General features: G+C 30.5%; 14 protein-coding genes. 8 read left to right on the plus strand and 6 right to left on the minus strand.

The window, feature by feature from the left end; genetic code table 11:
- Window positions 1–231 precede the first annotated feature (231 nt).
- The 5 genes from ACREVU_RS09140 to ACREVU_RS09160 all read right to left on the minus strand — a co-directional run bounded on the left by ACREVU_RS09140 (window position 232) and on the right by ACREVU_RS09160 (window position 3,578).
- Window positions 232–453 carry a DUF378 domain-containing protein gene (locus ACREVU_RS09140; protein WP_431551285.1) on the minus strand — a complete coding sequence of 74 codons (222 nt, stop codon included), beginning with the start codon at window positions 451–453 and terminating at the stop codon, window positions 232–234.
- A gap of 81 nt (window positions 454–534) precedes the next feature.
- Window positions 535–918: an aspartate 1-decarboxylase gene (gene panD / locus ACREVU_RS09145; RefSeq protein ID WP_431551286.1), complete on the minus strand. Its 384-nt coding sequence runs from the start codon at window positions 916–918 to the stop codon at window positions 535–537.
- 66 nt (window positions 919–984) lie between these two features.
- The gene (gene panC, locus ACREVU_RS09150) at window positions 985–1,833 is read right to left on the minus strand and encodes a pantoate--beta-alanine ligase (RefSeq protein WP_431551287.1); all 849 of its coding nucleotides are present in this window, start codon (window positions 1,831–1,833) and stop codon (window positions 985–987) included.
- A 62-nt stretch (window positions 1,834–1,895) separates the two neighbouring features.
- Complete coding sequence (panB, locus tag ACREVU_RS09155; protein WP_431551288.1) at window positions 1,896–2,723, minus strand: 3-methyl-2-oxobutanoate hydroxymethyltransferase; 828 nt, start codon at window positions 2,721–2,723, stop codon at window positions 1,896–1,898.
- 3 nt (window positions 2,724–2,726) lie between these two features.
- Window positions 2,727–3,578 carry a Rossmann-like and DUF2520 domain-containing protein gene (locus ACREVU_RS09160; RefSeq protein ID WP_431551289.1) on the minus strand — a complete coding sequence of 284 codons (852 nt, stop codon included), beginning with the start codon at window positions 3,576–3,578 and terminating at the stop codon, window positions 2,727–2,729.
- Window positions 3,579–3,873: 295 nt separating this feature from the next.
- On the opposite strand from ACREVU_RS09160, the gene ACREVU_RS09165 reads away from it, so the two are divergent.
- Window positions 3,874–4,254 carry a hypothetical protein gene (locus ACREVU_RS09165; protein WP_431551290.1) on the plus strand — a complete coding sequence of 127 codons (381 nt, stop codon included), beginning with the start codon at window positions 3,874–3,876 and terminating at the stop codon, window positions 4,252–4,254.
- Between the two features lie 170 nt (window positions 4,255–4,424).
- Here ACREVU_RS09165 and ACREVU_RS09170 read toward each other — a convergent pair whose 3' ends face one another.
- The gene (locus ACREVU_RS09170) at window positions 4,425–5,588 is read right to left on the minus strand and encodes an iron-containing alcohol dehydrogenase (RefSeq protein ID WP_431551291.1); all 1,164 of its coding nucleotides are present in this window, start codon (window positions 5,586–5,588) and stop codon (window positions 4,425–4,427) included.
- A 329-nt stretch (window positions 5,589–5,917) separates the two neighbouring features.
- Here ACREVU_RS09170 and ACREVU_RS09175 point away from each other — a divergent pair, with 329 nt between their 5' ends.
- From ACREVU_RS09175 to ACREVU_RS09205, 7 genes are all read left to right on the plus strand, one after another.
- Window positions 5,918–6,160 carry an acyl carrier protein gene (locus ACREVU_RS09175; protein WP_431551292.1) on the plus strand — a complete coding sequence of 81 codons (243 nt, stop codon included), beginning with the start codon at window positions 5,918–5,920 and terminating at the stop codon, window positions 6,158–6,160.
- Entirely contained in the window at window positions 6,157–7,641 is a 1,485-nt protein-coding gene (locus tag ACREVU_RS09180) for an AMP-binding protein (RefSeq protein ID WP_431551293.1), read from the plus strand. The genes ACREVU_RS09175 and ACREVU_RS09180 overlap by 4 nt, the downstream gene beginning before the upstream one ends.
- A gap of 13 nt (window positions 7,642–7,654) precedes the next feature.
- Window positions 7,655–8,767: a LuxE/PaaK family acyltransferase gene (locus ACREVU_RS09185; RefSeq protein WP_431551294.1), complete on the plus strand. Its 1,113-nt coding sequence runs from the start codon at window positions 7,655–7,657 to the stop codon at window positions 8,765–8,767.
- Window positions 8,764–10,068, plus strand: a complete 1,305-nt coding sequence (locus tag ACREVU_RS09190) for an acyl-CoA reductase (protein WP_431551295.1) — start codon at window positions 8,764–8,766, stop codon at window positions 10,066–10,068. The genes ACREVU_RS09185 and ACREVU_RS09190 overlap by 4 nt, the downstream gene beginning before the upstream one ends.
- 69 nt (window positions 10,069–10,137) lie before the next feature.
- A complete protein-coding gene (locus ACREVU_RS09195; RefSeq protein WP_431551296.1) occupies window positions 10,138–10,548 on the plus strand; it encodes a MaoC family dehydratase in 411 nt (136 codons plus the stop codon).
- 157 nt (window positions 10,549–10,705) lie between these two features.
- A complete protein-coding gene (locus ACREVU_RS09200; RefSeq protein ID WP_431551297.1) occupies window positions 10,706–12,505 on the plus strand; it encodes a sigma 54-interacting transcriptional regulator in 1,800 nt (599 codons plus the stop codon).
- Between the two features lie 309 nt (window positions 12,506–12,814).
- Complete coding sequence (locus tag ACREVU_RS09205; RefSeq protein ID WP_431551410.1) at window positions 12,815–14,269, plus strand: 4-hydroxyphenylacetate 3-hydroxylase family protein; 1,455 nt, start codon at window positions 12,815–12,817, stop codon at window positions 14,267–14,269.
- Window positions 14,270–14,302 lie beyond the last annotated feature (33 nt).

The raw sequence follows: 14,302 nt of genomic DNA on the forward strand, positions 1-14,302 counted from the left end.
AATGTAGTTTGTTGAGTGTTATTTTTGCAAAACATAGTAATCCTCCTAAAGTGATCATTTTGGTATTATTATATCATAAGTACTGCTATTGGAAGTAATTACAAGCTTTTTGTGGGATAATCATAAAAAAGTTATCCACATTATTTTATGCAAGTTGTTTCTTACAAATAAAAAGAAGCTGAATTTGAAATCTCAGCTTCTTTTTATTTGATTTGCACTTTTATGTTGAAACTATCTAACCTCAGTTGTATCTCTGTCTGTACCCCTGTCTCTCCCTAAGAAAGATAGTGAATATAGACCACAAATGCCTACTAGAGCAAATATGATTCTAGTAAATGCGGTACCAGTACCAAATAAGCTTGATACTAGGTCAAATTGGAAAAATCCAATTAATCCCCAATTTACAGCTCCTATAATAACTAATACGAGTGCAGTAATATCTAATGCTTTCAACGTATACATCTCCTTTTTAATGAAGTTTTCAGTATTATTGTTTGCAATTTTTGAAAAATTATTACAAAATTATTAAAAAAATTATTTTATTTCGCCATGAGTCTCATAATGGGTTATTTCTTCTACATTATTGGTACCATCAACAAATACTACTGTAGGCTTAAATTTTCTAGCTTCTTCTTCATGAAGTTGGCAATAAGTCATAATTATTATTTTATCTCCTGTTTGCACACATCTTGCAGCGGCACCATTTATACACATAACACCACTACCAGATTCTCCGGCAATAACATAAGTCTCAAATCTTTCTCCATTGTCGATATCCACAATTTGAACTTTTTCATATTCTAAGATATTTGCATTGTTCATTAGTGATTTATCGATAGTTATACTTCCCACATAATTTAATTTAGCCTCTGTAACAGTGGCTCTGTGTATTTTAGATTTTAACATAGTTATTATCAATTGTTTATTCCTCCTGTTCTTCTCTGGGTTAGATAACACTTATTAAGGGTTATCTAACTGCTTTTTTTATTTTGAATGCCATATAAAATTATCTATTAATCTTGTTTTGCCAATATAAACTGCTATTGCAACAAGAACTGGTTTATCAATAAGTTCTATAGTAGTAAGTGATAAAGCATCTACGACTTCTATATAATCTATTTTAGCTAAAACTTCACTTTGAATTTGTTTTCTTATGGTTTCTTTTAAAAACTCAGCAGATTTTTCATGGGTAAGTAGCAGCTGCTTAGCACTATTTAAGCTTTTGCTTAGAATTAGTGCTGCAGCCCTTTCATCTGTTGATAAGTAATTATTACGTGAACTTTTTGCTAGCCCATCATCTTCTCGTACAATAGGACAACCTATAATTTCTATAGGAAAATTTAAATCTCTAACCATTCTTTTTATCACAGCTAACTGCTGAGCATCTTTTTCTCCAAAGTAAGCTTTATCAGCACAAACTATATTAAAGAGTTTTGAAACTACAGTGCATACACCGTTGAAATGACCAGGTCTTTTAGCACCACATAAGCCTTTTGTGAGCCCATTTACACTGACATTTGTTTGAGCATCAGTATAATACATTTCTGAGGCTTCTGGAGCAAAGATCAAATTGGCTCCTGCGCCCTTGCATAGAATTGCATCTTTATCTAAATCTCTTGGGTAAGATGCTAAATCTTCACTAGGGCCAAACTGTATAGGATTTACAAATATACTTACCACAATTTTTTGATTTTCACTAGCAGCACGTTTTATAAGACTTGCATGCCCTTCATGTAAATATCCCATAGTAGGAACTAGGGCAATGCTATATCCTTCATTTTTCCAAGCATTCACTTGATTTCTAACTTCTTCAATAGTTTTTACAATATTCATTTTTAGGCGGCATTATAAGATGTAATTATATATGCTCTATTAATGCCTGGTTCACTTCCTTTTTAATATAATTTATTCAGAATTTCATCATCTATTTTAAAACAGTGTTCTATGCTTGGGAAAGTTCCTTCAGTGACTTCTTTAACATATGATTTAAATCCATCTTTTATAAGATCACCAACATTTGCAAAATTTTTTACAAACTTAGGTTTAAGATCTGAGAACATATTAAGCATATCTTGATATACTAAAATTTGACCGTCACAGCCACCACCAGCACCTATTCCAATAGTTGGTATAGAGATTTCCCTTGATATAATATCAGCCAGCTTAGAGGGCATACACTCAAGTACAATGGCAAAGGCTCCGGCAGCCTCTATTTTTTTTGCATCTTCAATAAGTTTTTTAGCATGGAGTATATCTTTACCTTGGACTTTAAAGCCTCCAAACATATTAACAGATTGAGGGGTTAGCCCAATATGACCCATCACAGGTATTTGAGCATCCACTATAGCTTGAATTTGTGGGCAAACTATGGCGCCACCTTCGAGTTTTACTGCCTGAGCTCCAGCCTCTTGTACAAATCTTCCAGCATTTTTAACTGCATCATATACTGAAGTTTGGTAAGACATAAAAGGCATATCACCAACTACCAGGGCATTTGTAGTGCCCCTAGCAACGGCCTTAGTATGATGTATCATGTCCTCCATAGTCACACTTAGGGTGTCCTTGTATCCAAGACAAACCATGCCTAGGGAGTCTCCTACTAAAATGCCATTAATACCACATTCATCAATAAGTTTCGCCATAGAATAATCATATGCTGTAAGCATTGTTAATTTTTCACCTGTTTTTTTCGCAGATATAAAGGTTAAAATAGAATTTTTCAATTGTTATTCCTCCTGAATTTTTAAATATTCTTCAAGTTCGGTATAGTCTATTTCGCTATGCTTTTTTTCTGATAAGTGTAGTAATTTTAGAGATAAATTTTTATACATGGTGGCATCACATTTAGGAATAGAAGCTATATGATGCTTTATTGTGTCTAAATCATTTCTTTCAACGGGACCAGTTAAAGCATTGATGATTCCACTTTCTTTTATATTATCAATATTATTTTGGATTAGTGGAAATAATGCAGCTAGGGCATCATTTTCACTAAGTCCACATTGACTTAAGTAACTACAACCGGTATTAATTAAAGATAAAACTAAATTTGACACTGTGACACTAGCTAAGTGGTAAAGCGCCTTATCATCTTTATTAATAATAAAAGAGTTATTACCTAAAGAGTGAATGAAATCTTTAAGTTCATATATATGTACTTCTGGTCCTTCCATAGAAAAATAGGCATTTTGCAAGTTTTTATAGGAGTTATATTTATCAGAAAATGCGAAAATAGGGTGAACTGAATATGCGAATGCATCTGAATTGTTTATATCTAAAAAAACCCTAGAAGTTAAGGAACCACTAGTATGACATATTATTTTATTTGTTAAATTTAAATTTGATAATTTCTGCAAAACTTCATGAATGAAATCATCAGGAGTAGTAATAAAAATCAGTGAACTATCCTGTACTAAATCATTAATGTTTTCGTAGGCTGTTGAATTAGTAAACACAGATGCTTCTTTAGCATCTTGGTAAAATTTACTATAGTATCCAGATAAACTTATTCCTTTAGATGAAAAATATTTTCCAAGGGAAAAACCTACCTTTCCACTTCCAATAAAGCCGATAACCATAATATCGCCTCCAATGCAATACAGTATAAAAAAGACCTCAACCTCTGAGGTTCGGAGACTCCTGTATAGCTGTCTCATTCATAAAGATATGAGCAGAAAAATCATAAATAATATGCTAAACAATTCGGTGCAGTTCTTTTCAGATACTACCCATAAAATATTTTAGCATAAATTATTTTTGAATACAAATATAATTATATAAAATAATGCATAAACTATTGATATATATTAGGAAATGTCTGATAATGTATAGTATAGGCTATTTTCATGCCAATTATAGAAAAGAGGGGATAAAATGAGTACCTTTACGACAATACTTAGCATCGTTGTATATTCAATTATTATTCTTGTGGTATATAATGTTTTAAAATCTTATGTATTATATAAGGTAAAAGTTAATAAATGGATAATACTTGGACTCGCTATGGTAGTATTTATAGTATCTATGTTAGCATGGCCCAATATGCCCAAATATGTAGCTAACTACATAATACCAGGAACATTTGTTTTTTTATTTTTATGGTTTATGGATTTATCAGGATTTATTAAAAAGAGAAATATTACTAAAACAAATTATTCAGGTATAGCTTCTAAAAAAGATAAGAAGAATGATGTAGTAATGAGGCCTAAGGTTAAACCTAATAGAATTAAGAATAATATTAATGATAAAAAGTAATTATAAAAGGATCAGGACCTCTTGGAACTGTACTGAAACATTAATATAATGAACGGGCACTCTTTGGGTGTCCGTTTTATTATTTCAATGGGTTATACTGGAGTTTAACGTAGAGATTCAAAAGATAATATGTTTAGAGTATCCAGTTCCATTACTGTATGTACCACAAGTTATAATGATAATCTGAATATATTTAATACATCCTCTGTATCTAAAACCTTGAAGTTTCCTAGAGTACCTCTTTTTGTAGCTTTTTTTGCCATTTCTTCTAATTTTTCTTCATTTATGCCAACTTCTCTTAATGAAGTAGAAAGTCCTAAAGAAATAAAATACTCTTTTGTTTTTTTTATTGCTTTATTAGCTATTTTATACTTGTCTTCATTTTTATCAATATTCCAAATATTTACTCCATATTCAACAAATTTATCTAAGGTCTTTTCATTTAAAATATATTCCATCCAGTGTGGTGTTAAAATTGCAATGCCTGCTCCATGAGTAATATCATAGTATGCACTTAATTGATGTTCCATTGCATGAACACTCCACTCTGTTATTTTTCCATAGCTTAAAAGGCCATTTATTGCAAGGCTCGATGTCCACATTAAGTTAGATCTTGCTTCATAATTTTCAGGTTCCTTCACAGCTATTTCACCATACTTTATACAGGTTTTAAGCAGTGCTTCTGCCATTTTATTCTGAATATATGCCTCATTTGTATTGCTAAAGTATACCTCCAAAATATGACTGATCATATCTACCGTACCTACTGCTGTTTGGAATGCAGGCAATGTGTATGTATATGTAGGGTCCAATATAGAAAACTTAGGAGTCATAGATTGGTGCGCCGTTCCTAATTTTTCATTTGTGTAATTATTTGTAATTACAGCTGTAGAATTCATTTCAGAACCTGTTGCAGCTAGTGTTAATATAGTAGCAATTGGAAGTGCTTTTTTAATTTTTCTTGGATGAAGCACGATATCCCAGGCATCTCCATCATAGTAATACCCTGCTGCTATAACCTTTGCACAGTCAATTGAACTACCCCCACCTACGGCAAGTACAAGGTCTATTTCATTCTCTCTACAAAGCTGAATACCTTTTCTTACACTTGTTATTCTTGGATTTGGATTTATGCCTGAAAGCTCCAAAAAATTAATATCATTTGTTTTCAATATCTGAGTAATTTTACTATATATTCCACTTTTTTTTATGCTACCGCCTCCATAAACAAGCAATACCCTAGAACCGTATTTTTTTATTTCACTACCAAGCATTTTTATTTTATCTTTGCCAAAAAATATTTTAGTGGGAATTGAATAATTAAAATTTAGCATTTTAAACCACTCCTTTTCATCAAAAATTAATAATATACCATAAAAAATAATATACCACAAAAATAAATAAAATGAAAATTGTTTCATTGAGTATTTAATTAGTCTGTAAATTATCATTTAAAATTCATGTTAAATTTGTTGCAAAAATGAAAAGTGTTGCAAATATGCAACATCTCATATATAGTACTTGTTTTCATAGTTTTTTTAAGTAAACAGTATTATTAAATGAGTATTTTGTTGCTAATTTGCAATAAAGTTTAATTATTTAGCATTAAAGATTGGCATGTATCTTGCTTAATATAAAGTATTAGTTATTAGGAGGAGTTGTTATGAGTAATATAGAAAAATTAAACAAAGTTTTATGTGATGTATTGGATTTTAAAAATTCGGAGGATATACATGATGGTATGGGACCAGACGATATAGAGTGTTGGGATTCTTTAGGACATGTAGAACTTGTGACAAGTTTGGAGGAGGCTTTTGACATAACTTTAGACGTAATAGATATTTCTAGAATGTATACAATTGGAGGTATTAAAAAGATAATTGGGAAATATGGTATTACAATATGACTTTTACAGATTATGTTTTTGAGTTTTCATCAAAACTTAATAAAACTGCTGTATTTTTAAAAGATGAAGTAAATTACAAGGAAATTTTTGAAAACGTAAACAAGAAGGCTTCTTTTATAAAAAACAAGAAACTTACTAAAAAAGATGCTATACTTTTGGTTTCGGAAAATTCTAATTTTTTTATTGAAAATTATTTCGGAATAATTAAAAGTGGGGCTATCTGTGTTCCTATTAATCCAACTTTAAATAGCAAAGAAATAAAGTATATTTTAGACTCTCTTAATATTAAGTTGATTTTTACTCAGAATAAATTTAGTGAAAAAATAAATGGATTGGCTTGTGATGATGTTGAGATTTACACAGAAATTAGTGAGTGTGGTTCTACTGTTGCATATGAAAATAATTATAGTGAGCATATAGATATAAAGGAAGATGTAGCTGTAATATTGTTTACTTCTGGTTCCACAGGAAATCCAAAAGGAGTAATGCTCACTCATTATAATCTCATTTTTAACACAAATTCTATTATAGAATATCTAAAGCTTACTGAAAAGGATAGAGCAGAGACGGTACTTCCTTTTTATTATTGCTATGGTACTTCAATTTTGCATACTCACTTTAGGGTAGGTGGAAGTATTGTAATTAATAATAAATTTATGTTTCCACAAACAGTTATTGAAGATATAAATAAGTATAATTGTACAAGCTTTTCAGGGGTTCCTAGCACTTATCAAATATTGCTTAGAATGACAGATATAAGGCATAATGAGCTGCCTTCTTTGAGGTATATAACTCAGGCTGGAGGAAAGCTTTCAGAAACATCTATAGTAGAACTTATAAATATTTTAAAAGAAGTAGATATTTTTATTATGTATGGTCAGACTGAAGCCACAGCAAGGTTGTCTTATTTACCACCACATTTAATTAGTAAGAAGATGAATTCTATAGGTAAAGGAATTAGTGGAACAGAACTAATGGTTTTAAATAGTGAAGGAAAACAAGTCAAACCTGGTGAAATAGGCGAGGTTGTCGCTCGTGGTGGCAATATAATGAAAGGCTATCTTAATGATAAGGAAGAAACAGATAAAGTTATAAAGCAGGGATATTTATATACGGGAGATTTAGCAAAAGTAGATAATGAAGGATATATATATATAGTCTCAAGAGAAAAAAACATTATTAAAAGTGGGGGGAATAGAATAAGTCCAAGAGAAGTAGAGGATATAATCTTACAAATTCCTGAGGTAGTGGAATGTGCAGTTATTGGAGTTTGCGATGATATTTTAGGAGAGGCAGTAAAGGCTTTTATAGTATTAATAGAAAATCAATCTTCTATAAATTTTAAATACATATTAGATTTCTGTAGAAAACAGTTACCCTCATATAAAACTCCAAGGTATATAGAATTTATAAAGACTTTGCCAAAAAACTCTTCTGGAAAGGTGTTATTAAAAAACTTAAAGAGCTTAAATAAAGATTAAGAGGGTGAATTAAATGGATGATTTAGGACTTATTGATGAGTTGGTATTAGAAGAGCAGTTTAATATAGACCAGGGAAATAAGGAAAAGCTACTTTTAAATATTATCTTATTGCAACTAGAACATAATCTGTCCAATTTAAACATAAGAGCTATGTATAATAAATTAGGTATAAATATTAATAATATTAAAACCCTAGAGCAGGTACCATATATACCTGTAAATATGTTTAAATATTTTGATCTTAGAATATGCGATATGGATCAGGTGGTAAGAGTATTAAATTCTAGTGCTACTACTACAGGAATTCCTAGCAAAATATATTTAGATAAAAAAACTTCAATAAGACAAACACAGGGATTAATAAGTACATTGACAAGCTTTTTAGGTACTAAGAGAAGAACTATGCTTATTGTGGATAGTGAAGATAGCAATAGAAGCGGAGATAGTATAACTGCACGAGGGGCGGCTATAAGGGGCATAAGCACCTTTGCTAGCAAAATTTTTTATGTTATGGATAACGAAAATAATCAGCTTAAATTAAATATAGATAGACTACGGGAATTTGAAGAGAAATATAAGAATGAGGAAATTTTAGTCTATGGATTTACTTATATATTGTGGTCCAAATTTTTAAAAGTATTAAACCAAGATGGAATAAGATTAGATATGCCTAAGTTAAAGTTGTTACATAGTGGCGGATGGAAAAAACTTAATTCTGAAAAGGTTGAAAAAAAAGTGTTTGCAGAGGCCGTTGCACAGGTATTTAACACAAGTACTACTAATGTGATAGATTTTTACGGAATGGTGGAACAGGCAGGAGTAGTTTTTATTGATTGTGAGTGTGGACATAAACATGTACCAAATTTTGCTGAAATTATTATAAGAGATGTGCAGACTTTAGAAGAGGTGAAGCTTGGTGAATCAGGTCTTATAGAAGTTATGAGTATTTTAGGAAGTAGCTATCCATCACAGGCAATTTTAACTGAGGATATTGGCGAATATATAGGCATAGATGATTGTCCTTGTGGCAGAAAAGGTAAGTATTTCAGATTTAAGTCCCGAGTAGAAAAGGCCGAGGTTAGAGGCTGTGGAGATACTTTTGCTGAAAGGGAGGTAGGAAAATGATAAATTGTTATGAACTAGATGGAAATTTCTATAAAAATGGAATAAAGTTTGAGGAATTTCTTGAAATAGATAGCTGCTTAAACAAGAATCGAGAGGAGTTGCATAAATTTCCGGTTCAAGTCATAATCCTTATTATGAATGAATATAGCAAAAAAATTGCTTCAAATAGAGAAATATTAAGAATGGAAGGTGTTCCATTCTTATGCTTTTATTTAAAAAAGAATAATATGGAAAAACAGTTAAAGCTTAACCTAGGTAATATTGAATATCTAAATGATTTTGTACAGGTAGAAAATGAAAAATACATAAAAGCACAGCCAAGGGGTGTAGTAAGCCATTGGATAGCTGGAAATGTGTCTACTTTAGGAATTTATTCAGTGCTCCAAAGTATATTATGCAAAAATGGTAATGTGCTTAGGGTATCTAAAGAAAGTGTTAGTGAAGTATATGAATTGTTAAAGCTTTTGGATAATATTGTTGTTGAATATAAGGGTATTACTTATTCCTCTAAGGTTATATTAAAAAACATTGTTTTTATTTATTTTGATAGTGAAGATAAGTATCTTAATTCTCAAATGTCTTTAAAAGCTGATGTACGGGTAATTTGGGGGGGGAAAATAGCTGTAAATGCTCTTTCTATTTTACCTAAAAAAACTACTTGTAAGGATTTGATTTTTGGGCCTAAATATTCCTTTGCAGTTTTTGATAAATCAGCTATAGAAAGTGATGACTTTGAGGAATACTTAGAAAATTTGGTCACAGATGTAATTGCATTCAAACAAAAGGCCTGTTCTTCTCCGCAAGTATTGTTTTTAGAAAAAAGCAAACTATCGCTAGAAGAAATAGCACAAATGTTAAGTTTGAAATTTGAGAAGATTATTAAAAGATATACTAATTTAGATTTAGAACAAGCTATTGCGGCAAAAATAATTAATAAAAGAGGAGAATACTATCTAAGTTTGGATAAGTCGCTTTACATAAGTAAGGGACTCCGATATACAATATTAATTAATAAACAATTAAACCTAGAAGAACCTATTACAGGAAGAACTATATTTATAAAAGAGATAGAGAATATTTTTGAGGTATGTCCTTTAATTACTAAGAATGTACAAACAATTGGCATAGCTTCAAAAAACAATAAGAACACTTTAGATTTTGCAGATAAAGTAACGTTTTTAGGGGTAGATAGAGTTGTGAAAATTGGGTATATGAATTTGTATGATTCACCTTGGGATGGTAGTTTAGTAATGAGTGAATTAGTTAGATGGTGTTCTCTTAATATAAGAGGAATGATTTAATAGCATTGAGGATGATAACTTAAGAATATTTTAATGAAAGGTGATTATATTTTGTAATGGAGGCGAAAAATGCCAGATATTAAAAGATTTTATATAGGTCAAAGCGAGGAGTATATAAAGAGTTTTACAGAAGAAGATGTTAAGGCTTATGCATCAATTACAGGAGACTATAATTATATGCATATGGATGAGGAAAAGGCTAAAAAGTCTTTTTTTAAAGGTAGAATTGTTCATGGGCAATTAGTCGGAGGAATGATTTCGGCATTGCTTGGAACAAAATTACCTGGAGCGGGTAATATATATTTAGAACAGAATTTTGAATTTTTAAAACCAGTAAGAATTGGTGACATAATCAAAGCAAAAGCTATTATAATTGAAATAGATGAAAAAAAGAAAGTTTTAACACTTGATACATTTTGCCTAAATGAGCAAGAAGAATTAGTTTTAAAGGGAAAAGCCAAGGTTTTAGTATTAAGATGAAAAATGATTATCTGAAATTGGAGAAAATATAAATTATATAAATATATAGTAGCTATATATTTATACTAAATTATGGTTTCTCTGATATAATAAAATTAAGCTTTGTATTATGTAAATAATATAAAGCTTAATTTTATTATTAAATGGGGGCGTTTTTATGCAATTAAAGGACGTTATGATGAAAAGCAATTTTTTACTTAAAGAAAATAATACTCTTTACGAGGCATTGCAATTATTTAGTAATAATAAAGTTGAAGCTATACCTATATTAGACGAAAAAGAAATTTTGGTGGGGTTATTAACAAAAGATGACTTAATTAATAATTTTGTCAAAGGCACTAATATTAATATTAACATAAAAAACCTTTCACTAGATAAAAAAAACATTATCAATGATGACTGTAAAACACAGAATTTTTGGGATACAAAAGAAAGTTATATGGCAGTAAAAGATTCAGAAGGTAAATTTGTCGGAATTATTACTTCAAATAATATGGTTAAGCAGCGTTTAGTCGATTCATTAGTAAAGATAAGTGAACTAAAGAAGCGAATAAACTGTACTATGGAATGTGGTATGGCAAAACTTAATTGCACACAACTGGATGCAATAATTGAAGCATCATTTGATGGCATATATATAACCGATGGTAAAGCTAACACATTAATAGTTAATAAATCTTACGAAAATATAACGGGTTTACAAAGAAAAGATATGCTAAATAGAAATATGTACGAACTAGAAAAAGAGGGCTACATATCTAAGTCATCTACTCTTATGGTATTAAAAAGTCAAAAATCTAATACTATTGAGCAGGAATTTAATACAGGTAAAAAAGTACTGGTTTCTAGTAATCCCATATTTGATACCAAAGGCAAAATAAGTATGGTAGTTACAAATGTACGAGATATAACGAATTTATATGAGTTAGAAGAACAATTAGCTAAAAATATGACACTTACAGAAAAATATCATTCAGAGATAGAAGCTATGAGAATTCAATATTTAGAGTTAACAGATATTATTGCAAGCGACAAAATAATGATAAATTTATTGGAGGTTGCTAAAAGAGTAGCTAATGTGGATACTACAGTTTTAATATTAGGGGAAACGGGAGTTGGAAAAGAAGAAATTGCTAAATTCGTACATAAAAACAGTAAGAGACGTGGCAAAAATTTTATAAAAATTAATTGTGGTGCAATTCCCCAAAACCTCATAGAGTCTGAGCTATTTGGGTACGTAAAAGGTGCTTTTACAGGAGCTAATAAAGAAGGGAAGATGGGACTTTTTGAAATGGCAGACGGAGGAACTGTTTTTTTAGATGAAATTGGAGAACTTCCTCTAGATATACAAGTTAAGTTACTTGCTGTGCTTCAAGATGGAGAAGTGGAAAGAGTTGGAGCAGTTAAACCAATTAAAATTGATGTAAGAGTATTAGCAGCTACCAATAAAGACTTAGAAAACATGATTAAAGAAAAATATTTTAGAGAAGACTTATATTATCGCTTAAATGTAGTTCCTATTACAGTGCCACCATTAAGAGAAAGAAGAGAGGATATTGTACCTTTAGTTCATCATTTCTTATCTGAATTTAATAACAAATATAACTTTAATAAGGCTTTCACTATTGAGGCAATGAATACACTTTATAATTATAGTTGGCTTGGTAACGTTAGGGAACTTAAAAATATTGTAGAAAGAGTTATAGTGATGAGCAGTGGTGACAAAATATTTGAAAGTGACTTGCCTATGAAAAATTGCTTGAATCTTATAGAAAATAATATTGACAATGAGGACCTATGTAATTTAAAAGAGGTAGTTTCAAAAGTAGAAGCTAAACTTATTAGTAAGGCATTTGATAAAGCTGGAAATGTTAGAGATGCTGCAAAAATACTTGGCATTGATGCTTCTACATTTGTTAGAAAGCGTAAAAAATATTTAGAAAAAGGAATGATGTAAAAATGAAACGTGTTGCAAAAATGCAAAAAAAATAAAGATGGTGTACAAGTCATACACTATACAAGAGTTAATAAGTTTTTGTAAACGATTGTAAAATAGTTGTTGCATTTATGCATCAACTATTTTTTTTTTATGATTATGTGATGTAGAATACTACCCAATATTCATAAAGTACTAGGAAAACCCTTGTTATACCTTAGAAATGCACTGATGTTTAAAAAATAATGTGTTTCTATAATCTTGGCATATGTATTGCTATATACATAAGTGTAAATTATATAAAATAAAGATATGAAGGGAATGGTTTTAATGGCAATGATGACAGGAGATCAATACGTAGAAAGTCTTAGGAAACTAGACTTGCAGGTTTATATGTTTGGTAAAAAAATAGATAATGTAGTGGATAACCCTATTATTCGTCCTTCAATGAACTCGGTTAAAATGACTTATGACTTGGCACAAATGACTGAATACGAAGATTTAATGACAGCTACATCAACTCTTACAGGTGAAAAAATCAACAGATTTGCTAATCTTCATCAAAGTACTGATGACCTAATTAAAAAGGTTAAAATGCAAAGATTATGTGGACAAAAAACTGCTTCATGCTTCCAAAGATGTGTTGGTATGGATGCCTTTAACTCTGAATATAATACTACTTTTGAAATTGATAAAGAACATGGAACTAATTATCATGAAAGATTTAAAAAGTTTTTAACATATGTTCATGAAAACGATTTAACTGTAGATGGAGCAATGACAGATCCTAAAGGAGATAGAGGGTTATCACCATCAAAGCAAGCAGATCCAGATATGTATCTTAGAGTAGTTGAAAGAAGACCTGATGGTATTGTGGTTAGAGGAGCAAAGGCTCATCAAACTGGTATATGTAATTCTCATGAAGTTTTAGTTATGCCAACTATGGCTATGCGACCAGAAGATAAGGATTATGCAGTATCTTTTGCAATACCAACTGATACAAAAGGTATTATTATGATTCTTGGACGTCAATCTTGCGATACAAGAAAAAGTGAAGAAGGCGCAGATATAGATGTTGGAAATTATAATTTTGGTGGAGTAGAAGCTTTAACAATATTTGATAACGTATTCGTACCAAACGAAAGAATTTTCTTAAATGGAGAAACTGAATTTGCAGGAATGCTTGTTGAAAGATTTGCTGGATATCACAGACAAAGCTATGGTGGATGTAAAGTCGGTGTGGGTGACGTACTTATTGGAGCTACAGCACTTGCTGCAGAATATAATGGAACTAGTAAGGTATCACACATTAAAGACAAATTAATAGAAATGACTCACTTAAATGAAACATTATATGCTTGTGGAATTGCATGTTCTGCAGAAGGCCATAAAACTCAAGCAGGTAACTACATAATAGATTTATTACTTGCTAATGTATGTAAGCAAAATGTTACAAGATTCCCATATGAAATAGTAAGACTTGCAGAAGATATTGCTGGTGGACTCATGGTAACTATGCCATCAGATAAAGATTTTAGAGATCCTAAAATCGGACCATATGTTGAAAAATACTTAAAAGGTGTTGACTCTGTTTCAACTGAGAATAGAATGAGAGTACTAAGATTAATAGAATGTATGGCACTTGGTACAACTGCAGTAGGGTATAGAACAGAATCAATGCATGGTGCAGGTTCGCCACAGGCTCAAAGAATAATGATAGCAAGACAAGGTAATTTAGCTCATAAAAAATCTTTGGCCAAAGCTATTGCTAGAATAGAAGAATAATTTATTAAATTAAACTTTTTTTATAATATTAAA

Origin of the sequence: Clostridium sp. (assembly GCF_050717535.1) — a bacterium.
Taxonomy (GTDB): Bacteria; Bacillota; Clostridia; order Clostridiales; family Clostridiaceae; genus Clostridium_AD.